Consider the following 20,362-nt stretch of genomic DNA (forward strand, 5'->3'; position numbering starts at 1 on the left):
TGGATCACGGCAGGGTGAGCGGCAGCTTCTGCCCGTCGAGAACGTGCTGGCAGTCGCACTCGTCGTCCGGCAGGGCGGCCACCGTGGCTTGCAGGACGCCGGAGAGCTCGGTGATGTTGCGCGCGAACAGCTCCAGGACCGCCTCCTGCGTCACGTGCTCGCCGCCCTCGACCCCCGCGTCCGCGTCCGTGACGAGCGCGAGCGTCGTGCAGCAGAGCGCCAGCTCGCGGGCCAGCGCCGTCTCGGGCATGGCGGTCATGTTGACGATGGTCCCGCCGTCCCGGGCGTTGCGCCGCGACTCCGCACGTGACGAGAACCGGGGGCCCTGGATGACCACCATCGTGCCGCCGTCCACGGCGGGCAGCGGCCCGGCCTGTGCCGCGGCGGCCGCGGCGACCCGGCCGCGGGGGCAGTACGGGTCGGCGAACGGGACGTGCACCACTGGTCCCTCCACGTCGTAGTACGTGTGCTCGCGGCCCCAGGTGCGGTCGATCACCTGGTCCGGTACGACGACCGTGCCCGCAGTCAGCTCCGGCACCAGACCGCCGACCGCGCACGCCGTCACCAACTGCCGGACGCCGAGGGCGCGCAGCGCCCAGAGGTTCGCCCGGTAGGGGATGCGATGGGGCGCGAACCGGTGGTCGGCGCCGTGCCGGGGCAGGAACACCACCTCGCGTCCGCCCAGCATGCCGCGGGCGGGAGCTTCGGACGGCGGGCCGTAGGGGGTGTCGACGGTGACCGCTTCCGTGTCGGTCAGCAGCCGGTACATGCCAGATCCGCCGATGACCCCGATAGGTGCGCTCATGGCCCCCAGGCTAGGACCGATGGTCTGCGCGGGCGGCCCGGTGCTCCCGCCGTCAGGAGATGTTCAGGTACGGGCGCTCGCGCCGGCCGAGCGTCGGGGGTTGACTCGTGACCGAGCGAAGGGAGCAGGGATGCGGGTGCTGGTGACGGGCGGGGCAGGGTTCATCGGCCGGGAGGTGGTCGCCGAGCTGATCAGGCGCGGTGACGACGTGGTGGTGCTCGACTCGCTGCGTCCGGACGTGCACGGTCAGAACGCCCGAGGCGACGAGCGCACCGTCGTCGGCGACGTGCGGGACGCGGGTGCGGTGGAGCGGGCGCTGTCCGGGTGCGACGCGGTGGTGCACCTGGCGGCGAAGGTCGGCCTCGGGGTGTCGCTGGCCGACATCGACGACTACGTGTCCTCGAACGACCTCGGCACCGCCGTGCTGCTGCGCGCCGCCGAGGTGCCGCACATCGTGTACGCCAGCTCGATGGTGGTGTACGGCGAGGGCCGGTACGACTGCCCGGAGCACGGCCAGGTCGCGCCGCCACCGCGCCGCAAGGAGGACCTCGACGCCGGACGCTTCGAGCCACGGTGCCCGGTCTGCGCCGCCGACCTGCGGCCCGGCCTGGTGACCGAGGACGCCCGGCTCGACCCGCGGAACGTCTACGCCGCGACGAAGGCGCACGGCGAGGCGCTGCTCGCCGCCTGGGCGCGGCAGACCGGCGGCAGCGCCACCGCGCTGCGGTTCCACAACGTCTACGGCCCGGGGATGCCGCGGGACACGCCGTACGCCGGCGTGGCGGCGCTGTTCCGCTCGGCGGTGGAGCGCGGCGAGGCGCCGACCGTCCTGGAGGACGGGCGACAGCGCCGGGACTTCGTCCACGTGACCGACGTGGCGCGGGCGGTGGCCGCGGCGGTCGCCGTCCCGCAGGCAGCGGGGGCGGTGACGCCGCTGAACGTCGGGTCCGGCGTGGTGACCACCATCGGCGAGATGGCCGAGATCACGTCCAAGCTGCTCGCGGGCCCGGAACCCGTGGTGACCGGCGGCTACCGGCTCGGCGACGTCCGACACGTCACCGCGTCGAGCGAGCGGGCGGCCGAGGCGCTGGGCTGGCGCGCCGCCGTCGGACTGGCCGACGGGCTGGCCACCCTCACGTCGCCCTGACGTCACTCGGCGGCCGGCAGGCGTACCTCGACGTCGCAGCCGGTCTCGGTGCTCCGCACGGCCACCTTGCCCCCGTGCTCGTCGACCACCCGGCCGACGTAGGCGAGCCCCAGGCCGGAGCTGCCCGCGTTGTCGCCCTGGTAGCCCGCACGGAACATGTGCGGCACCTGGTCGTCGGGGATGCCGCCGCAGGTGTCGCGCACGGTGAGGCGCGCGAACCCGTCCTGGCTCGTCACCCCGACCAGCACGTGCCCGCCGTGGCCGCTGGACCGGATGGCGTTCGACACCAGGTTGTCCAGGACCCGGCCCAGCTCGTCCCGGTCGCCGTGCACCCGCACGCTGCCGGCCACGGACTCGGCGAGCTCGACGCCGATCTCCGCGGCGGCCGGGCGGGCATGGGCGAGCACGTCGCGCAGCACCGCGCCCATGTCCACCGGGCGCGGCTCGGTCCGGCGGGGCAGCTCGTCCGACCGGGACAGCTCCCCCAGGTCCCCGATCATCCGGGACATCCGGTCCACCGCCGCGGCGATGCCGTCGACCGCGGTCCTCGGGTCCGGGAACGCACCGTCACGGAGCCCGTCGGCGGCTGCCCGGATGCCCGACAACGGGGAGACCAGGTCGTGGCTCACGAAACCGATGATCTGCCGGCGAGCCGCCTGCGCCGACTGCTCCGCCGTGCGCGACGCGGCGAGCCGCTCCCGCGTCGTCTCCAGCTCGGCCATCACGGCGGCCAGCTCGGCGGTCGCCGGGGCGGGCTGCACGGGGCGAGCCGAGGCCACGACGTCGGCCCGTTCGCCGGGCGCCGGGACCTGGCCGAGCCGTCGGGCGCCGTCGACGACGAGCCGGACCTCCCCCGCGACCATCCGGCCGAGCGCCACGGCGAGCAGGATCGCCAGCACCGAGGCCGTGCCGAGCACGAGCCGGGCCACCGACGCGTCGTGCGAGGAGATGAACATCGCCGACACGTTGACCGCGAGCGCCGCCACCACCGCCGCGAACGGGACCAGCGCTGCGACCAGCAGGGCGAGCATCAGCGACACACGACGGGCCAGGCGCACGGCGAGCAGGCCCACGACACCGGCCACCACCGAGCAGGCGACGGTGACCAGCACCATGAACTGGACGTCGGTCATCAGACGACCTCCCTGGAGCCCGGCACGGCCTCCGTACCGGGCGCCGCGGCGCCGCCGTCCGCCGCCAGGCCATCCGCGACCAGCATGTATCCGGCTCCCCGGAGGTTGACGATCAGCTCCGGGTCGGCGGGGTCGTTCTCGAGCTTCTTGCGCAGCCGGCGGATGTGGACCATCACCGTGGAGTCGTCGCCGAAGGTCCAGCCCCAGACCCGGCGCAGGAGCTCCCGGCGGCCGAACGGGTGACCAGGGCGCTGGGCGAGGAAGCTCAGCAGTGCGAACTCGCGGGGCGTCAGCTCCGCCACGCGGTCCCGGTACGCGGCGGTGCGCGCGGACTCGTCGAGCACGAGGCCACCGGCCTCGACCCGGACGGGAGCGTGTTTCACGTCGAACGGTCCGCGGCGCAGCAGTGCCTCCACCCGGAGCACCAGCTCACGTGCGTCGAACGGCTTCGTCACGTAGTCGTCGGCGCCGTGCTCCAGGCCGACTATCCGGTCGTCGACTCCCGAGAGGCCCGACAGCAGGAGCACCGGCGTGGCGTCGCCGTCACGCCGGCGGCGGGTCAGCATCTCCAGGCCGGAGCTGCCGGGCAGGAGCACGTCGAGCACCACGGCGTCCGGCTGCCACGTGCGCCACATGCGCTCGCCCTCGACGGCGTCTGTGGCGGTACGCGGTTCGTGGCCGGCCGACGTGAGGTAGGCCGCGACGCTCGAGACGATCAGCGCATCGTCGTCCACCACAAGAACCTTGGTCATGACAGAAACCATAGCCAGGGCTCGACGGCGGGAGACCCGCACGGGGCCTGCACGAACCCCGTGGCGCACGGGGCGTCAGGTATCTGTCAGGTCCGTCGGCATGCCAGTTGACGGAGTCCCCGCTTAACGTCGAAACATGTTGCCGACAGTGGACGTGGTGCTGCCTTGCCTCGACGAGGCCGAGGGCCTCACGTGGCTGCTCCCCCGGCTCCCGGACGGGATGCGGGCCGTGGTGGTGGACAACGGGTCCTCCGACGGCTCCGCCGAGATCGCGCGGGCCCACGGCGCCCTCGTCGTCCGGGCAGAGCAGCGCGGGTACGGTGCCGCCTGCGCCGCCGGGCTCGCCGCGGCGAGTGCCGACGTCGTCGCCTTCTGCGACGCGGACGCCAGCCTCGACCCGCACGACCTGCCCCGGGTCACCGGGCCCGTGGTCAGCGGGCAGGCCGATCTGGTGCTCGGACGCCGGCGCCCGGAACCAGGTGCCTGGCCGTGGCACCTCCGTCTGGCGAACGCCGAGCTGGCGCGCCGGGTGCGCCGCCGCACCGGGATCGTCGTCCGCGACATCGGGCCGATGCGCGCCGCGCGGCGGGAGCCCCTGCTGGCCCTCGACCTGCGGGACCGGCGCAGCGGCTACCCCCTGGAGACGCTGGTCGCGGCCGCCGACGCGGGATGGCTCGTCGCCGAGGTCGACGTGCCCTATCGCAAGCGGCGGGGCAGGTCGAAGGTGACCGGCACCCCGCTCGGCGCGTGGCACGCGATCCAGGACATGTCGAAGGTCCTGGCGTCATGACCGGCCCGACGCCGCCCCGGGTCGTCGTCGTGCTGGCGAAGGAGCCGGTGCCCGGCAAGGTCAAGACGCGCCTGATCGGCGCGCTCACACCCGACGAAGCCGCCGCGCTGGCTCAGGCCGCGCTCGCGGACACGCTGGAGGCGGTCGGCGGCCTGCCCGGGGCGCGGCGGGTGCTCGCGCTGGACGGGCGGCCGGGGCCGTGGGTGCCGCCTGGTTTCACGGTGGTCCCGCAGGTCGCCGGCGGGCTGGACCGCCGGATCGCCGGGGCCTTCGACAGCGTCCTGGGGCCGGACGGCGGCCCGGGGCCGGCGCTGCTCGTCGGGATGGACACCCCGCAGCTCGGCCCGCTCCTGCCGGCGGTGGACTTCGGCGACGACGACGCGGTGCTGGGGCTCGCGGACGACGGCGGGTACTGGGCCGTCGGCCTGCGGCGGGCGGATCCCGCGCTGTTCCACGGCGTGCCGATGTCCGAGGCGATGACCGGGCAGGCGCAGCTCAAGCGGCTGCGCGCCGCCGGCCTGCGGGTCCGGCTCCTGCCGCCGCTGCGCGACGTCGACACCGTGTCCGACGCCGCCGCGGTGGCGCGCGCCGCGCCCGGGACACGGTTCGCCCGGGCATGGGCCGGTCTGGCGCACCGCCGGCCGGCGGGAGACGCGCCAGCCGGAGACGCGCCGAAGGAGCTCACGTGACCACCACCGCACCGCGCCCGGTGAACCCGCTGGTCCTGTTCGAGGCGGCACTCGGGGGCGCTCCGGTGATGGCGGTTCACCTGACGCATGCGGCTCCGGTGGACGTCGCGGCCTGGACGGCGGAGCGAGACTCGGTCGACGAGGCGATAGTGGGGCTGTGCGAAGGGCCGGTGCTGGACGTGGGCTGCGGTCCCGGCCGGTTCGCCGCCGCGCTGGCGGCACGCGGCGTGCCCGCGCTCGGGATCGACGTCTCGCGGGACGCCGTGCGCCGTGCCCGCGCGCGGGGCGCGGTGGCGCTGCGGCGCGCCGTCGAGGGGCCGGTGCCCGGAGAGGGCCGGTGGGGCACCGTGCTCCTGGCGGACGGCAACATCGGCATCGGCGGGGACCCGCGCAGCCTGCTGAAGCGCTGCCGCGAGCTTGCCCGGCCGGGCGGCCTGCTGCTGGTGGAGGCCGATCCCGACCCCGAGATGGACGTGTCCGGCCCGCTGGTGCTGCACGCCGAGGACGGCAGGAGGTCCCGCCCGCTGCCGTGGGCGCGGGCGGGATCGCTGGTGCTGCGGGCGATCGCCGACGAGCTCGGCCTCGTCGTCGCGGAGGAGTGGGACCTGGCCGGCCGCGTGATGCTGTCGCTGCGCTCCTGACGCGCGGCGCGCCGCCCCTAGCGCGCCGCGCTCCAGAGGGAGACCAGCCACACCAGCAGGAGCGTCCCGAGCACCATGACGGCGCCGCGCAGCAGCACGCCCACCCAGACAGGCCCCGACCCCGCGGCGTCGACCCGGCCCTGGGACCGGCCGCGTGCGAGCGCGGGAAGGCGCACGAGCACGAGCCAGCCCAGCACTGTCACCGCCGGGGCGATGATGGCGTCGTTCAGCGCCACGGACCCGGCCAGCCAGATGCCCCAGGGCAGCCACCAGTGCGGCGGGACCGAGGTGAGTGCCAGCCAGGCCCACCACCCCATGGCGGCGATACCGCCGGCGATCAGTACCCGGCGCGACCACTCGGCCGCCGCGTTCATGCCGCGTTCCCGACGACGAGGCGCGAGACCCATTTGGTCTGCAGCACTCCCGGCCGGTTCGGCGCGATGATCCGGGCGGGGAACCCGTGGTCCAGGTCGAGGTCCTCGCCGGCCAGGGTGAGGGCCAGCAGGGTGTCGTCATGGGCGACGTAGGACCCGGGCAGGTCGGACGTCGCGTACGAGGTCCCGGCCTCCTGCAGGCTCACCACATGAACGGGGTCGTCCGGTCGCCCGCCGCTGAGGGTGGCGAGGTCCCGCATCCGGACGCCGGTCCAGCGCGCCGAGGCGCTCCAGCCCTCGACACAGGCGATCGGTAGCACCGCCTCGTGCTGGCTCATGGCCAGCAGGTCGGCCCGGGTCAGGTGCGAGGTCCCGGCGGGCCCGACCAGCTCCAGGGCCCAGTCCTCGGCGGTCGCCAGCTCCTCGACCCCGGCGCCGCGCGCCGTCTTGTTGACGGCCAGACCCTGCGGGCCGTCGAACGGGTCGCGGGGCGCGAGCAGCGCGACGGCGCGCAGCGGGGTCACGGTCTGCCCCACCGTCAGTGCCGTGAGGAAGAGGGTGGCTACGGCCACCGACCCGAGGAACCCGCGTCGGGTCGTGCCGTCCGTCGCGTCACCGTTCGGCGAGCGGTCGGGGCCGGGATCATCGGAATCGAGGTTGCGCGCGCCGGCCGCGAACGCCCGGAACATCACCGGGAGCTTGATCCCTACGTGCACCAGTGCCGCGCCGAACGCGAGCCAGGCCGTGGCGTAGTGGACTCCGGTGAAGCTGAACCCGAAGACGTAGAGCTTGAAGACGTTCAGGATCCCGGTCACGATCTGGAAGACCGTCGCCGCGACGAGCACGCCCACCGAGGCGCGCTCCAGGGCGTGCTGCCATCCGGTGACCGGCGGGCGCACAAAGAACTGCGGGTAGACCGTGTAGAGCTTGGCCAGCACCAGGGGCAGGGTGGCGAAGCCCACCGCGACGTGCAGCCCCTGGTTGAGCCGGTACGCCCACACCGGCTCCGGGCCGAAGGGCAGCCACGACACGGGGTGCTGGTGCAGGTGCGAGATCAGGCCTGTGACGAAGAGGATCAGGATCGCCGCACCGAGGAACAGGCCCAGGCGGGCCACCACACGCTTGTCGTGGACGGGCGAGCGGAAGTCACCCGGCTCAGGTATTCGGAGCCAGGACGGCCGGTTCGAGAGCAGCGGACGGTTCACCATGGTGACTCCAGGATCGTGTTGAGCAGGACGGCCACGCCGCCCTGTGCCCACAGCCACGAGGCAGGCAGCGGGGCCGGGCCCGCAGGAGCGTCGTCGGTCGGAGCACCTGCCGGGCTGCCGCGCGACGCCCGCAGGCCGACGGCCGCGGGGATCACCCAGTACGCGACGGGGAGCCAGATGCGTTCCACCTCGCCGCGTTCGAAGCCCAGCAGCGCACCCGACAGGGCGGCGGCCAGCGCGAGGCCGACCACGACCCGGGTGACGGCGTCGGTCCGGCGCAGCCGGGCGAGGCCGCCGACCGCCGCGGGGCCCGCGATGGCGCCGAGGACCGCCAGGTCCACGAACAGGAAGTAGAGGTAGGGCCGGGTCTGCCCGACCGGCTCCCAGACGGCGTGGGTGGCGGCTATCCCGTCCCACACCCAGAACCCGGCGAGACCCGCGGCGACGACCACACCGACCGCGACGACCCCCGCCACGACGGTGGCGCCGACCCGCCGGGACAGGATCAGCGGCGCGAGGGCGATCAGGCCCATGTGGAGCAGCCCGTACGACAGGAGCGGGCACGCGCCGAGGAGGAGCCCGGCGGCCACCGCGCACGTCCATCGAGGAACGCCGTGGCGTTCGGGGTCCGAGGTGAGGGCCAGCAGCGCGACGCCCCAGGCGAGCACGCCCGCGAAGAACGCGTCGGCGGACGTCGCCACCCACAGCGCGGCGGGTGCCAGGACGAGCACGGGGACGACGGCGCGGGCGGCGTCCTCGGCGCTGCGGCTGTCGAACGGGCCGGTCGAGCGGATCCTGCCCAGCGTCCGCAGCGTGATCAGCACCGCCGGCACGGCCGACGCCCCGGCCAGGATGAAGAGCGCCGCCGCCCAGCCGGGTCCCCCCAGCCCCAGCCGGTCGAGCAGGGCCAGCAGCAGGACGAGGCCCGGCGGATGGCCCCGCACGTGGATCGGGTAGCCCGGCAGGTCGTCGGCGAAGCCCCCGAGGAAGCCTGCGGGGTCGGCCGTGACGATCGGGACGACCGGCAGGTACTCGTGCTCCCCGCGAACCGGCGCGACGACGTCGTCCCAGGAGATGAGCGCCGCGAGCGCCACCGCCCAGGCGGCGGTCGCGGCCGAGGAGGTGAGCAGGAGCGTCCGCCAGGGCAGGCGGGTGGCGAGTCCCCGCCCGTACCGCACGACGGCGGCCAGGATCAGGAGGGCGGCGATGATGCCCGGCCCGGTGCGCGGCACCCAGTGGCCGACGAAGGGCTCGGCAGTGGTGAGCAGCTGCGCGTCGGTCAGGTACCGCAGCAGGACGCCGACGAGGGCGATCACGGGGATCGACACCGCCCACAGGGTCACCGCCGCGGCGGGCCCGTGTCGCTGCCACCACCCGTCGGCGCTCGGCGCCGGACTGGCGGCGCGAGCTGATCGGCCCCGCCCGGTCGTTCCGGGCTCCGGTCCAGAGGTTTCGGCCACGTCTCTATCGTGGCGGGTGATCGGCGCGGACGGTCGGCGGGCGACCTGACGGAAGGCTGACGGCTGGCGCTCTCGACGACTCTTTCACGAGGTCGGCGCGCCCGTCGCGCATGTCCCCCGGAACGGTCGATAGCGTGGTCCGGTGAGCCCGTACACGACGCCTGGCCGGATCGGCCGCATCCCCGTCCTCGAAGTCGCCCCCGTCGTCGAGGGCGGGCGGTGGCCGGCAAAAGCCGTGGTCGGCGAGGTGGTCCCGGTCGAGGCCACGGTCTTCCGCGAGGGGCACGACGCCGTCTCGGCCACGGCGGTGCTCGTAGCCCCGGACGGCACCGACCACTCGTGGGCGCCGATGGTCGACGTCGCCCCGGGGCTGGACCATTTCCGCGGTTTCCTGCAGCCCGACGCCGAGGGCGACTGGTCCTTCCGGGTCGAGGCGTGGGCGGACCCGTACGCCACCTGGGTGCACGATGCCGGGATCAAGATCGGCGCGAACATCGACACCGAGCTGATGCTCGCCGAGGGCGTGCGCCTGTTCGAGAAGATCTGCCGCCTGGTGCCGGACGACGCGCTGGTCGCCGGGGGCCGGACGACTCGCGCCGCGCGTACGCTGGCCGCCGCGCGCCGCGCCCTGGCCGACGCCACCCGTCCGGCGCAGGTGCGGTTCGCGGCTGCGACGTCGCCCGAGGTCGAAGAGGCGCTGCGCCGCGCACCGCTGCGCGAGCTCGTGTCGGCGTCGGACACCTACCCGCTGCGGGTGTCGCGGCGCCTCGCGCTGGCGGGCTCCTGGTACGAGATGTTCCCCCGTTCGGAGGGGGCGTACCAGAAGAAGAACGGCACGTGGGTGTCGGGCACGTTCGCGACGGCGGCGAAGCGGCTGCCGGGGATCGCGGCGATGGGGTTCGACGTCGTCTACCTCACCCCGGTGCACCCGATCGGCACCACGTTCCGCAAGGGCCGCAACAACACGCTGGTGGCCGAGCCGGGTGACCCCGGCTCCCCGTACGCGATCGGCTCGCCCGACGGTGGGCTGGAGGCGATCCATCCCGACCTCGGCACGGAGCAGGACTTCCGGGACTTCGTGGCGGCGGCGCGGGCCGAAGGGCTGGAGGTCGCGCTCGACATCGCGCTCAACTGCTCCCCCGACCACCCGTGGGTCACCGAGCATCCCGAGTGGTTCACCACGCGCGCCGACGGGTCCATCGCCTACGCCGAGAACCCGCCCAAGAAGTACCAGGACATCTACCCGCTGAACTTCGACAACGACCCCGAGGGGCTCGGGCTGGAGATCCTGCGCATCCTGCGCCTCTGGATCGACCGGGGTGTCACGCTGTTCCGGGTCGACAACCCGCACACCAAGCCCCTGGACTTCTGGGAGTGGCTCCTGGCCGAGGTGCACGCGACCAACCCGGAGGTGCTCTTCCTGTCGGAGGCGTTCACCAAGCCCGCGATGATGCTGACGCTGGCCCGGATCGGTTTCCACCAGTCGTACACCTACTTCACCTGGCGCAACACCAAGGAGGAGGTCGAGGAGTACCTGGCCGAGGTGAGCGGGCCGCAGGGCTCCGTGCTGCGCCCGTCGTTCTGGCCCACCACCCACGACATCCTCCCGCCCTACCTGATCGACGGCGGTGTAGCGGCGTTCGCCGTGCGGGCGGTGCTGGCCGCCACCGGCTCCCCGACGTGGGGCATCTACTCGGGCTACGAGCTCGTGGAGAACACGCCGCGGCCCGGCGTCGAGGAACAGATCGACAACGAGAAGTATGAGTACCGGCCCCGGGACTGGTCTCGTGCCGACGAGCACGGGATCGCGCTGCTGCTGGGCAAGCTGAACGAGGTACGCCGCGCACACCCCGCGCTGCAGCAGCTCCGGAACCTGACCGTCCATCCCACGACGAACGGGCAGGTGGTCGCGTACTCGCGCCGGATCGGCGCCGATCACCTTCCGCGCGCGACAGCAACGCCCCCGGGCCGCACCATGAGAACTGGGGGTAACGATCGGCGTGCCCCGCGACACGACGACGTGATCGTGGTCGTGCTGAACCTGGACCCCCGGAACGTGCAGGAGTCTGTAGTGCACCTGGATCTATCCGCCCTCGGCCTCAGTGCCCGCGACGGCGACGACAACGCCCCCTTCTTCGTGGCCCACGACCTGTTGTCCGGCGAGACCTACGGCTGGGGAGCCCATCCCTGGGTCCGGCTCGACCCGCAGGTCCGCGTGGCCCACGTCCTGCAGGTAGGTCCGGCATGACGACGTTCGGGCCGGGCGGCCCCGCCGTCGGGCCGCCGGAGGGCTACCCCGAGCCGCCCGAGCGACGCGTCCCCGAGCGGCCCAGCATGCCGAATCCGCCGTCGGTCCCCGTGCCGGTCCAGGCGCTGCCGCCGCGACGGCAGCCGCGCGTCGACGCCCGGCGCAAGGGCCTGTCGGCCGACCCCGAGTGGTACAAGAAGGCCGTCTTCTACGAGGTGATGATCCGGTCGTTCTCCGACTCGGCGGACGGCGGCTCGGGCGACCTGCGCGGCCTCGTCGAGCGGCTGGACTACCTGGAGTGGCTGGGCGTCGACTGCCTGTGGCTGCCGCCGTTCTTCCCGTCGCCGCTGCGCGACGGCGGGTACGACGTCGCGGACTTCACGGCGGTCTCGCCGCAGTTCGGCACCATCTCGGACTTCAGTGACCTGGTCGCGGCCGCGCACGAGCGCGGCATCCGCGTGGTGATCGACCTGGTCATGAACCACACCAGCGACGCCCACCCGTGGTTCCAGGCCTCGCGCGCCGACCCGGACGGCCCGTACGGCGACTTCTACGTGTGGAGCGACGACCCCACCCGCTACGAGGGCGCGCGCATCATCTTCGTGGACACCGAGACGTCGAACTGGACGTTCGACCCGGTGCGGCGGCAGTACTTCTGGCACCGGTTCTTCAGCCACCAGCCCGACCTGAACTTCGAGAACCCGCGTGTGGTCGAGGCGATGCTCGACGTCGCGCGGTTCTGGCTGCAGCTCGGCGTGGACGGGTTCCGGCTGGACGCCGTGCCGTACCTCTTCGAGGACGAGGGCACCAACTGCGAGAACCTGCCCGAGACGCACCGCTTCCTGCGCAAGGTCCGGCGCATGGTGGACACGGAGTTCCCGGGCCGCATCCTGCTGGCCGAGGCCAACCAGTGGCCGGCGGACGTGGTGGAGTACTTCGGGACCGACGACGAGCCCGAGTGCCACATGTGCTTCCACTTCCCCGTGATGCCGCGGATCTTCTACGCGATCCGCGACCAGCGGGCCCGCCAGCTCCTGGAGATCCTCGCGGACACCCCGGCTATCCCAGCGGCGGGGCAGTGGAGCACGTTCCTGCGCAACCACGACGAGCTCACCCTCGAGATGGTGTCCACGGAGGAGCGCGCCAGCATGTACGGCTGGTACGCCCCCGACCCCAGGATGCGCGCCAACGTGGGCATCCGACGGCGGCTCGCGCCGCTGCTGGACAACGCCCGCAAGGAGATCGAGCTGGCCAACGCGCTGCTGCTCTCGCTGCCCGGCACCCCGTGCCTGTACTACGGCGACGAGATCGGCATGGGCGACAACATCTGGCTGCCCGACCGCGACGCGGTGCGCACGCCCATGCAGTGGACGCCGGACCGCAACGCCGGGTTCTCCACCGCGGACCCGGGCAAGCTCTACCTCCCGCTCGTCCAGTCGCTGGTGCACCACTACCAGCACACGAACGTCGAGGCACAGCTCGCCCAGCCCACGTCGCTGCTGCACTGGACGCACAACATGCTGGCGTTCCGCAAGCTGCACCCCACCTTCGGGACCGGCGACTTCACCGCGCTCGACTGCAACGACGAGTCGGTCATCGCGTTCACCCGGTCCTCGTCCGACGAGACGCTGCTCGTGGCCGCGAACCTGTCCGCGACGGCACGGTCGTCCACGATCAAGCTCCCCGGCTACGCCGGCTGGACGCTCACCGACGTGTTCGGCGGGGCCGGGTTCCCGAGCGTGGGCGAGGACGGCATCCTGACGATGACGTGGGGCGCGCGCGACTTCTACTGGCTGGTGCTGGCGCCGCCGGTACGGGCCGGGTCGGCCGGGGCCACCGGTGCTGTCGCTCCTATCGGCACTGTCGGGACTACCGGGCAGGCGCGAGAGGTGTGAGCCCGGCGCGCCCCGTCCACGTCTCCCCGGGAGCCGCACACCTCGCGCCCGAGGTGCTCCGGCTGCTGGACGCGTGGCTGCCCGAGCAGCGCTGGTACCCCGTGCCGACCGACGGCGTGTCGCACGAGCCGTGGCTGACGGTCACGTTCCCGGGCGTGGCCGACGTCGTCGTCGCGCTGCTGCGGCTGGCCGGGCCCGGCCTCGCGGCCGGCCCCGAGTCGCTGGTGATCCAGGTCCCGCTGGTCCTGACCCCGACTGCGGAGCCCACCGCCGACACCGTGGACACGGAGGCGGCGGGCCTGATCGGCACGGTGCGGACGGCGTCGGGCACCGTCACCGTGCACGACGGCGGGGTCCATCCCGCCGCCTGGCACGCCTACCTCGCCGCCGCTCTCCCGGGCGCGTGCGAGCCGGGAGACTGCGCCGAGATGGCCGGGGCGCGGCGGATCTCCGGCGAGCAGTCGAACACGTCGGTGATGCTCCCGGCGCTGCCCCACGAGACCGGGCGGGGCGGGATGCTCAAGATCCTGCGGACCGTCGCGCTCGGCCCGCATCCCGACGTCGTCATCCCGGAGGCCCTGACCCGGGCCGGCTGGGACGGCGTGCCCCGGTTCCTCGGCGCGGTCCCGCTGCCCGCGCCCGACGCCGCGCCGGGTGCCGTGCCCGGCGCCCCGGCCGTGCCGCCGCTCGCCCACCTCGCCGTGCTCTCGGAGCTGGTCGGTGACGCCACCGACGGGTTCGAGCTGGCCTGCGCGTACGCGGCGCGCGACGAGGACTTCGGGGAGCGGGCGGCGGAGCTCGGCGCCGTCGTCGCGCACCTGCACGCGGTGCTGCGCCGGGCCCTCGGTCCCGGACCAGGGCTGGAGCCCGCGGGCTTCATGGGCGTGCTGCGGCGCCGGGCCGCCGAGGCGTTCGCCGACGTCCCGGAGCTGGCCCCGCACCGCGCCGGTGTCGCGGCCCTGTTCGACTCCGTGAGCGAGCGGCTGTCCGCCGTCGCCGAGCGGACCGGCGGCCTCGTACCGCTGCAGCCGATCCACGGTGACCTGCATCTCGGCCAGGCGCTCTACTCCCCCGGCGGCTGGAAGGTGCTCGACTTCGAGGGCGAGCCGCAGCGCCCAGTCTCCGAGCGGGTGGCCCCCGACCTGCCGCTGCGCGACGTCGCCGGGCTGGTCCGGTCGCTCGACTACGCGGCCGCCGTCGGGCAGGCGACCGACCCGCACTGGGCCGCGCACGCCCAGATCAGTTTCCTGGAGGGCTACCGGCAGGCCAGCGGCGAGGCGCACGAGGGCACGGTGCGCGCCGTGGCCGGCGCCGCGACGTCGGGCAGCGAGCTCGATGTGGGCACCGCCGAGCTGCTGCTGCGCGCCCTGATCGTGGACAAGGCCCTGTACGAGGTGGTCTACGAGTTCCGGCACCGGCCCGCCTGGATGCACATCCCGCTGACGGCCGTGGAACGCGTGCTGAGCTCGTAGGACCAGTCGCGGCGTGACGTGTCGCACACCGCGCGCCTGGCATGGAAAGGTGAACCCATGGCAGACCTGCCCGACGTCGACCTCGAGGTTCTGACAGCTATCGCGTCCGGAACCCATCACGATCCGCACACCGTGCTCGGCCCGCACCTGCTCGACGGGCCCTGGACCGTGGTGCGCACGCTACGCCCGCTCGCCGACGAGGTGGTGGTGACCACCTCCGACGGCGAGGCGGCCGCCACCCACCAGGGCGCGGGGGTCTGGGCCGCCGTCGTGCCCGCCACCGAGGACCCGGACGGGTCCCGGCACGCCCCCGACTACCGCGTCCGCACCCGGTCGGGCACGGACACCTGGACCGCCGACGACCCGTACCGGTTCCTGCCCACGCTGGGCGAGGTGGACCTGCACCTCATCGGCGAGGGCCGGCACGAGCAGCTCTGGCAGGTGCTCGGCGCCAACCTGCACCGGTACGCGAGCGCGGCCGGCGACATCGCTGGTGTCGCCTTCGCGGTGTGGGCACCGAACGCCCGCGGCGTGCGGCTGGTGGGCGATCACAACGGCTGGGGCGGCACGCACCCCATGCGGTCGCTGGGTTCCACGGGCGTGTGGGAGCTGTTCGTCCCCGACGTCGGCCCGGGCCTGCGGTACAAGTTCGAGATCCTGGGCGCCGACGGCGTCTGGCGCGCCAAGGCGGATCCCCTCGCCAAGGCGACGGAGGCGCCGCCCGCCACGGCGAGCGTCGTGACGGCCACTGAGCACGAGTGGCACGACGACGTATGGCTGTCCGCCCGCGCGGCAACCGATCCGCACTCCGCGCCGCTCAGCGTGTACGAGGTGCACCTGGGTTCCTGGCGGCCCGGCCTCGGCTACCGCGAGCTCGCGGAGCAGCTGACCGCCTACGTCACCGAGCAGGGCTTCACGCACGTCGAGCTGATGCCCGTCGCCGAGCACCCGTACGGCGGGTCGTGGGGCTACCAGGTCACCAGCTACTACGCGCCGACGGCGCGGTTCGGCTCGCCCGACGACTTCCGGTACCTGGTGGACACGCTGCACCGGGCCGGGATCGGCGTCATCCTCGACTGGGTGCCCGCGCACTTCCCGCGCGACGAGTTCGCCCTGGCCCGCTTCGACGGGTCGGCCCTGTACGAGCACCCCGACCCGCACCGTGGCGAGCAGCAGGACTGGGGCACGCTGATCTTCGACTTCGGCCGCCGCGAGGTGCGCAACTTCCTGGTGGCCAACGCGACTTACTGGTTCGAGGAGTTCCACGTCGACGCGCTGCGCGTGGACGCCGTCGCCTCCATGCTCTACCTCGACTACTCCCGCAAGGAGGGCGAGTGGACGCCCAACGTGCACGGCGGGCGCGAGAACCTCGAGGCCATCGCCTTCATCCAGGAGGCGAACGCGACCGCGTACCGGCGCACGCCGGGCGTCATGATGATCGCCGAGGAGTCGACAGCGTTCCCCCAGGTCACGGGCCCGACGTCGAGCGGAGGACTCGGCTTCGGCCTGAAGTGGAACATGGGCTGGATGAACGACACCCTCCGCTACCTGGCCGAGGACCCGTACAACCGGCGCTACCACCACGGCGAGCTCACGTTCTCGCTGGTGTACGCCTTCACCGAGCAGTTCGTGCTGCCGATCAGCCACGACGAGGTGGTGCACGGCAAGGGATCGCTGCTGCGCAAGATGCCGGGCGACCGGTGGCAGCAGCTCGCGGGCGTCCGGTCGTTCCTGGCGTACCAGTGGACCCACCCCGGCAAGCAGCTGCTGTTCATGGGGTGCGAGTTCGCACAGGACTCCGAGTGGTCGGAGTCCGACGGCCTGCGCTGGGACCTGCTCGGTGACGCCGGGCACGCGGGCGTGCAGCACCTGGTGCGGGACCTGAACGCGCTCTACCGCGCGACGCCCGCCCTGTGGGAGCTCGACTTCAGCCCGGCGGGCTTCGAGTGGCTCGACTCGGACGACGCCGACCACAACGTGCTGGCCTACGTGCGCCGCTCGCACTCCGGGGACCCTGTGGTGGTCGTCGTGAACTTCGCGGGGATTCCGCACGAGGGCTACCGGCTGCCGCTACCGACGCTCCCGCAGGTCGAGCCGCCGGTGGTCGAACCGCCCTTGCTGTTCGAGCCTGTCGAGACCCCTTCCGCCGGATCGAAGGTCTCGACCAGCCCGACCAGCGTCGCCTCGACCAGCGAGAGCGCCGTCTGGCTCGAGGTGCTCAACACCGACGCAACGGTCTACGGCGGCTCGGGCGTGGGCAACATGGGCCGCGTCCACGCCGAGCGAGTACCCCACCACGGCCGCGACTACTCGGCGGTACTCCGCATCCCCCCGCTGGGCGCGCTCATCCTCACCCCGGCCCGTTGAGTGCTGGATCTTCGCCCCTCCACGACGTCGGGAGGGGCGAAAATCCAGCACTCAGCTGGTCAGTAGAGGCTCAGGGCCAGGCGCTTGCGGGCCTTGCTCACGCGGGGGTCCGTCGTTCCCGCCACCTCGAAGAGCTCCAGCAGTCGCACGCGGAGCTTCTCCTTGCCCTCCGCGTCGGCATCGGGCAGGAGGTCGAGCAGACGGGCGAAGGCGTCGTCCACCTTGCCGCCCAGCATGTCGAGGTCGGCGACGGCGAGCGCGGCGTCGACATCGGACGGCGCGTCCGCCGCGGCCTGCCGCACCGCGGCGAGGTCGGCGTCGTGGGTGCGCTGCATGAGGTGCACCTGCGCGAGGCCGGCGGTCGCGTCCGCGTCCTTCGGGTCCTGCCGCAGCGCCTTGGCGTAGGCGCTCGCCGCGCCATCGAGGTCGTCGCGCTCGATCGCGTCGTACGCCTCCTGGTGCAGTGGCGGCAGCGGCTGCTCGGGCTCGTCCACCGGCTCGTCGCTCGCGGGCGCCGCACCGGGAGCCCGGCCCTTGACGCCGTTCTGGTCGGCGGCGGCCAGCACCTGGTCCAGCACGCCGCGGATCTGCTGCTCGTCGGCGCCGCCCTGGAACAACGGCAAGGGCTGGCCCTGCAGCACCGCGACGACCGTGGGCACGCCCTGCACCTGGAACGCCGCGGCGACCTGCGGCGACGCCTGCGCGTCGACCCGGCCCAGGAGGAACCGGCCGCCGTACTCCTGCGCCAGACGGCCCAGCGTGACACCGAGCTCGGCGTTGGCCTGGTCGGTCGGGATCCAGAGCAGGATCACGACCGGGTAGGTGGACGAGTCGCGGATCAGCTGCTCGAAGTTCGCCTCGCTGACGTCCACCACGAAGCCACCGGCTTCGGGTGCGCCACCCGGTTCTCCGGGCGGCGGCGCCTGCGGACGGTTGAGGGCGGACAGGTCGACGGCGCCGCGCACCGCGAACTCGGGCTGTGCGCTCCGGGCGGGACCGGGCGGAGGAGTGGCACTGCTCATGGGGCAATCCTAATGACCCGTGAGCAACGCACCCGTCGACTCCGCTCTCGGCGCACACGCCCTCACTTGTTCGAGACGGCGTACGGCACGCGGTGGAAGCCCAGCAGGCTGATCCGGCTGTCCGACTCCTTGGGTGGCACGTACAGGGCCACCATGTCCCGGTAGGCGATCTTCATGACGTCGGTCCCCTCGGCCCCGCCCCAGAGAGCCTTGGCCGACAACGAGCCCGGCACGAGCTTCCACCCCTCCTCGGCTCTGAGGGTCTCCTGGCTCTTCAGCGCGACGATCACCATGGCCCCGCCGTCCACCGTCCGGACCGCCTTGACCGGGTCTTCGGTCGGCTCGAACGCGACCTCGAAGCTGCCCTCGCCGTCCTTCTTCTCGATCTCGGCGACCTGGTTCCTGCCCGTCTTGCGCAGGACCTGCCGCAGATAGTCGTCGTCGGAAAAGTTGCCGACGTACTTCGATCGGTCACCGGTCTTCAGCACCGACGCGTACTGCTCGGCGACGGCCTCGGGAGCTACCACGAGACTCGTGTCGTCGGACGGTACGGCCGCGCTGCCAAGGTCGGCCTCCGCGAACTGCGGCATCGTCACCCCTTGCACGAGCTGCACGTAGGCCCACAGCTTGTACTGGTCACGGGCACCGGCCTGCTCGAAGGCGGCGAGCACCGGCGTGGCGTTGTTCTCCGGCTGTACCGTGATGGCGAAGCTGCTGCGCGGCCAGCCATGGTCGGACGGCAGGACAAGCTGTTGCGGCTCTATCGTCAGGTCGGTCAGTGCCTTGTCGTCACCGCGTGCGGCGGCGACCTCGAGCTCTGCCTCCCGCGTGGTGAGCGCGGGTCCGGACACGCGGGCCGCCAGCGAGCTCGCCTCGCCCGCCTGGTCCGCTCCGGTCAGGGCCGCGGAGACGCTCTCCAGGATCCTGCGCTCCTGCGACTCGCTCACGACCGCCGCGACGACCGGCGCCTCTGGCGCGGGAGCGGGCGGTTCGACGGTGCAGCCGGCCAGCAGGGCCGCTGCAGCGGCACCCGCCGCCAGGCCGGCGACCGCCCGCCGTCGGGACAGGGGAAGAGCTCCGGGACGCGGCAAGGGTGGCCACCGTGGGTTCACGGGGGCCACCCTAGCGGCGCGAAACGGGCCGGTCGCCGAAAGGGTCAGCCGTTCGAGACCGAGTACGGCACGTGCTCGTAGCCGACCAGGCTGATCTGGTCGTCCGAGTCCTTGGGCGGCACGTACATCGCCACCATGTCCCGGTAATCGACCTCGACGACGTTGGTCACGTCGGCGTCGCCCCACAGCGCCTGGGTCGTCTTGGTCGGCGGGCCGATCTCGCAGCCCTCCTCCTTCGCGGTGATGGTCTCCTTGCTGATCATCGCCGCCATGACGAGCGCGCCGCCGTCGGCCGTGCGCACGGACTTGACCGGGTCCTTCGTGGGCTCGTACGCGACCTCGAAGGCGCCGTCGCACTCCTCCTTGTTGATCGCGTCGACCTGGAGCTTGCCGTAGTCACGGAAGAACTGGCGCAGGTCGTCGTCGGCGAAGTTCCCGTCGTACTTGGACTCCTTGTCGACGGTCAGCACCGACGCGTACTGCTTGATCGCGTCCTTCGGCGTCGCCTTGAGGCTCTTGTCCTCCTCCGACACCGCGGCACTGCCCAGGTCCGCCTCAGCGAACTGCGGCATGGTCACACCCGGCAGCAGGCGCACCCAGCCCCACAGCTTGTACTGGTCCCGCGCGGTGGACTGGTCGAAGGCCATGAGCACCGGAGTGGTCAGGTCCTTGGGCTGCACGGTGATGGCGAAGCTGCTGCGCGGCCAGTCCTGGTCCGACGGCAGGATCACCTGCTGCATCTGCATGGTCAGGTCCGTGAGCGGCTCCTTGTCCTCGCGTGCGGCGGCGACGTCGAGCTGGGTCTCACGGATCTTGAGCGCGGGCCCGGAAAGCCGCGCGCCGAGCGCGTCGGCGTCGCTGGCCTTGTCGACCTTCTCGACGACGCCGGCCACCTTGTCCAGGATCTCGCGCTCCTGCGACTGCGTGACGACGGCGGCCGCGACAGGCGCCTCCGGCTTCGGCGTGGGTAGCTCCTCGGCACAGCCGGCGAGCAGCCCCGTGGCGAGCACGGTGGCCACCACTGCTGTGGTGCGAGTCCGTGCGTTGGTCATGGTGCGGTTCATCGGTTGTCTCCGTCCCCGGTGACTCCCCAGGTCGCGCGCCACGCGGCAGCTCGGCTGCTCGGCGTCTCCGGCTGCTGCGCCTCGGGCTCGGGCTCTGGTTCGGACGCGGGCACGGCGGGCATGGCACCCGTCGCGGCCCGGCGCTGCGCCTGCTCGCGCATGCGCATCTCGCGCCGTGTCATC

18 protein-coding genes are annotated in these 20,362 nt (G+C 73.1%); 8 read left to right on the top strand and 10 right to left on the bottom strand.

Annotation, left to right across the window (positions count from 1 at the left end):
• Positions 1-4: 4 nt before the first annotated feature.
• Positions 5-805 carry an S-methyl-5'-thioadenosine phosphorylase gene (locus tag EW117_RS24475; protein ID WP_129789342.1) on the bottom strand — a complete coding sequence of 267 codons (801 nt, stop codon included), beginning with the start codon at positions 803-805 and terminating at the stop codon, positions 5-7.
• 130 nt (positions 806-935) lie between these two features.
• Between EW117_RS24475 and EW117_RS24480 the strand changes: the two genes are divergently transcribed.
• Positions 936-1,952: an NAD-dependent epimerase/dehydratase family protein gene (locus EW117_RS24480; RefSeq protein ID WP_129789343.1), complete on the top strand. Its 1,017-nt coding sequence runs from the start codon at positions 936-938 to the stop codon at positions 1,950-1,952.
• Positions 1,953-1,954: 2 nt separating this feature from the next.
• Here the strand turns inward: EW117_RS24480 and EW117_RS24485 are convergent, their stop codons facing one another.
• Both EW117_RS24485 and EW117_RS24490 read right to left on the bottom strand, forming a co-directional pair.
• Complete coding sequence (locus EW117_RS24485; protein WP_129789344.1) at positions 1,955-3,085, bottom strand: sensor histidine kinase; 1,131 nt, start codon at positions 3,083-3,085, stop codon at positions 1,955-1,957.
• The gene (locus EW117_RS24490; RefSeq protein ID WP_207212027.1) at positions 3,085-3,837 is read right to left on the bottom strand and encodes a response regulator transcription factor; all 753 of its coding nucleotides are present in this window, start codon (positions 3,835-3,837) and stop codon (positions 3,085-3,087) included. The genes EW117_RS24485 and EW117_RS24490 overlap by 1 nt, the downstream gene beginning before the upstream one ends.
• Before the next feature lie 136 nt (positions 3,838-3,973).
• Here EW117_RS24490 and EW117_RS24495 point away from each other — a divergent pair, with 136 nt between their 5' ends.
• The 3 genes from EW117_RS24495 to EW117_RS24505 are packed head-to-tail and all read left to right on the top strand — an operon-like array spanning position 3,974 to position 5,957.
• Complete coding sequence (locus EW117_RS24495) at positions 3,974-4,627, top strand: glycosyltransferase family 2 protein (protein WP_129789346.1); 654 nt, start codon at positions 3,974-3,976, stop codon at positions 4,625-4,627.
• Positions 4,624-5,316 carry a TIGR04282 family arsenosugar biosynthesis glycosyltransferase gene (locus EW117_RS24500; RefSeq protein WP_129789347.1) on the top strand — a complete coding sequence of 231 codons (693 nt, stop codon included), beginning with the start codon at positions 4,624-4,626 and terminating at the stop codon, positions 5,314-5,316. The genes EW117_RS24495 and EW117_RS24500 overlap by 4 nt, the downstream gene beginning before the upstream one ends.
• Complete coding sequence (locus EW117_RS24505) at positions 5,313-5,957, top strand: class I SAM-dependent methyltransferase (RefSeq protein ID WP_242504515.1); 645 nt, start codon at positions 5,313-5,315, stop codon at positions 5,955-5,957. The genes EW117_RS24500 and EW117_RS24505 overlap by 4 nt, the downstream gene beginning before the upstream one ends.
• A 17-nt stretch (positions 5,958-5,974) precedes the next feature.
• On the opposite strand, the gene EW117_RS24510 is transcribed toward EW117_RS24505, so the two are convergent.
• The 3 genes from EW117_RS24510 to EW117_RS24520 are packed head-to-tail and all read right to left on the bottom strand — an operon-like array spanning position 5,975 to position 8,999.
• A complete protein-coding gene (locus EW117_RS24510; protein ID WP_129789349.1) occupies positions 5,975-6,331 on the bottom strand; it encodes a hypothetical protein in 357 nt (118 codons plus the stop codon).
• A complete protein-coding gene (locus EW117_RS24515; RefSeq protein WP_129789350.1) occupies positions 6,328-7,539 on the bottom strand; it encodes a molybdopterin-dependent oxidoreductase in 1,212 nt (403 codons plus the stop codon). Before EW117_RS24515 ends, EW117_RS24510 begins: the two co-directional genes overlap by 4 nt.
• Positions 7,533-8,999, bottom strand: coding sequence for a hypothetical protein (locus EW117_RS24520; protein WP_129789351.1), 1,467 nt, complete (start codon positions 8,997-8,999; stop codon positions 7,533-7,535). Before EW117_RS24520 ends, EW117_RS24515 begins: the two co-directional genes overlap by 7 nt.
• Before the next feature lie 142 nt (positions 9,000-9,141).
• Between EW117_RS24520 and EW117_RS24525 the strand changes: the two genes are divergently transcribed.
• The 4 genes from EW117_RS24525 to glgB all read left to right on the top strand — a co-directional run bounded on the left by EW117_RS24525 (position 9,142) and on the right by glgB (position 16,981).
• Positions 9,142-11,247, top strand: coding sequence for an alpha-1,4-glucan--maltose-1-phosphate maltosyltransferase (locus EW117_RS24525; protein ID WP_129789352.1), 2,106 nt, complete (start codon positions 9,142-9,144; stop codon positions 11,245-11,247).
• 86 nt (positions 11,248-11,333) lie between these two features.
• Positions 11,334-13,142, top strand: coding sequence for a maltose alpha-D-glucosyltransferase (treS, locus tag EW117_RS24530; protein ID WP_129789366.1), 1,809 nt, complete (start codon positions 11,334-11,336; stop codon positions 13,140-13,142).
• A complete protein-coding gene (locus tag EW117_RS24535) occupies positions 13,139-14,614 on the top strand; it encodes a maltokinase N-terminal cap-like domain-containing protein (protein WP_242504517.1) in 1,476 nt (491 codons plus the stop codon). Before treS ends, EW117_RS24535 begins: the two co-directional genes overlap by 4 nt.
• A 57-nt stretch (positions 14,615-14,671) precedes the next feature.
• On the top strand, positions 14,672-16,981 hold the full coding sequence (gene glgB, locus EW117_RS24540) for a 1,4-alpha-glucan branching protein GlgB (protein ID WP_129789353.1): 2,310 nt from the start codon (positions 14,672-14,674) through the stop codon (positions 16,979-16,981).
• Between the two features lie 59 nt (positions 16,982-17,040).
• On the opposite strand, the gene EW117_RS24545 is transcribed toward glgB, so the two are convergent.
• From EW117_RS24545 to EW117_RS29545, 4 genes are all read right to left on the bottom strand, one after another.
• Positions 17,041-18,003 carry a tetratricopeptide repeat protein gene (locus EW117_RS24545; RefSeq protein ID WP_129789354.1) on the bottom strand — a complete coding sequence of 321 codons (963 nt, stop codon included), beginning with the start codon at positions 18,001-18,003 and terminating at the stop codon, positions 17,041-17,043.
• Positions 18,004-18,065: 62 nt separating this feature from the next.
• Complete coding sequence (locus EW117_RS24550; RefSeq protein WP_242504518.1) at positions 18,066-19,115, bottom strand: DUF8094 domain-containing protein; 1,050 nt, start codon at positions 19,113-19,115, stop codon at positions 18,066-18,068.
• A gap of 44 nt (positions 19,116-19,159) precedes the next feature.
• On the bottom strand, positions 19,160-20,179 hold the full coding sequence (locus EW117_RS24555; protein WP_242504519.1) for a DUF8094 domain-containing protein: 1,020 nt from the start codon (positions 20,177-20,179) through the stop codon (positions 19,160-19,162).
• A partial coding sequence (locus EW117_RS29545) for a hypothetical protein (protein ID WP_165362851.1) occupies positions 20,176-20,362 on the bottom strand: 187 nt, incomplete at its 5' end. The genes EW117_RS24555 and EW117_RS29545, both read right to left, overlap by 4 nt.

The organism is Promicromonospora panici, assembly GCF_900608595.1.
GTDB classification, from domain to species: Bacteria; Actinomycetota; Actinomycetes; order Actinomycetales; family Cellulomonadaceae; genus Promicromonospora; species Promicromonospora panici.

Coding starts and splice junctions, on each gene's coding strand:
- EW117_RS24555 (WP_242504519.1), bottom strand. CDS start 20,179: ATGAACCGCACCATGACCAACGCACGGACTCGCACCACAGCAGTGGTG.
- EW117_RS24485 (WP_129789344.1), bottom strand. CDS start 3,085: ATGACCGACGTCCAGTTCATGGTGCTGGTCACCGTCGCCTGCTCGGTG.
- EW117_RS24515 (WP_129789350.1), bottom strand. CDS start 7,539: ATGGTGAACCGTCCGCTGCTCTCGAACCGGCCGTCCTGGCTCCGAATA.
- treS (WP_129789366.1), top strand. CDS start 11,334: ATGCCGAATCCGCCGTCGGTCCCCGTGCCGGTCCAGGCGCTGCCGCCG.
- glgB (WP_129789353.1), top strand. CDS start 14,672: ATGGCAGACCTGCCCGACGTCGACCTCGAGGTTCTGACAGCTATCGCG.
- EW117_RS24480 (WP_129789343.1), top strand. CDS start 936: ATGCGGGTGCTGGTGACGGGCGGGGCAGGGTTCATCGGCCGGGAGGTG.
- EW117_RS24500 (WP_129789347.1), top strand. CDS start 4,624: ATGACCGGCCCGACGCCGCCCCGGGTCGTCGTCGTGCTGGCGAAGGAG.
- EW117_RS24510 (WP_129789349.1), bottom strand. CDS start 6,331: ATGAACGCGGCGGCCGAGTGGTCGCGCCGGGTACTGATCGCCGGCGGT.
- EW117_RS24495 (WP_129789346.1), top strand. CDS start 3,974: ATGTTGCCGACAGTGGACGTGGTGCTGCCTTGCCTCGACGAGGCCGAG.
- EW117_RS24475 (WP_129789342.1), bottom strand. CDS start 805: ATGAGCGCACCTATCGGGGTCATCGGCGGATCTGGCATGTACCGGCTG.
- EW117_RS24490 (WP_207212027.1), bottom strand. CDS start 3,837: ATGACCAAGGTTCTTGTGGTGGACGACGATGCGCTGATCGTCTCGAGC.
- EW117_RS24545 (WP_129789354.1), bottom strand. CDS start 18,003: ATGAGCAGTGCCACTCCTCCGCCCGGTCCCGCCCGGAGCGCACAGCCC.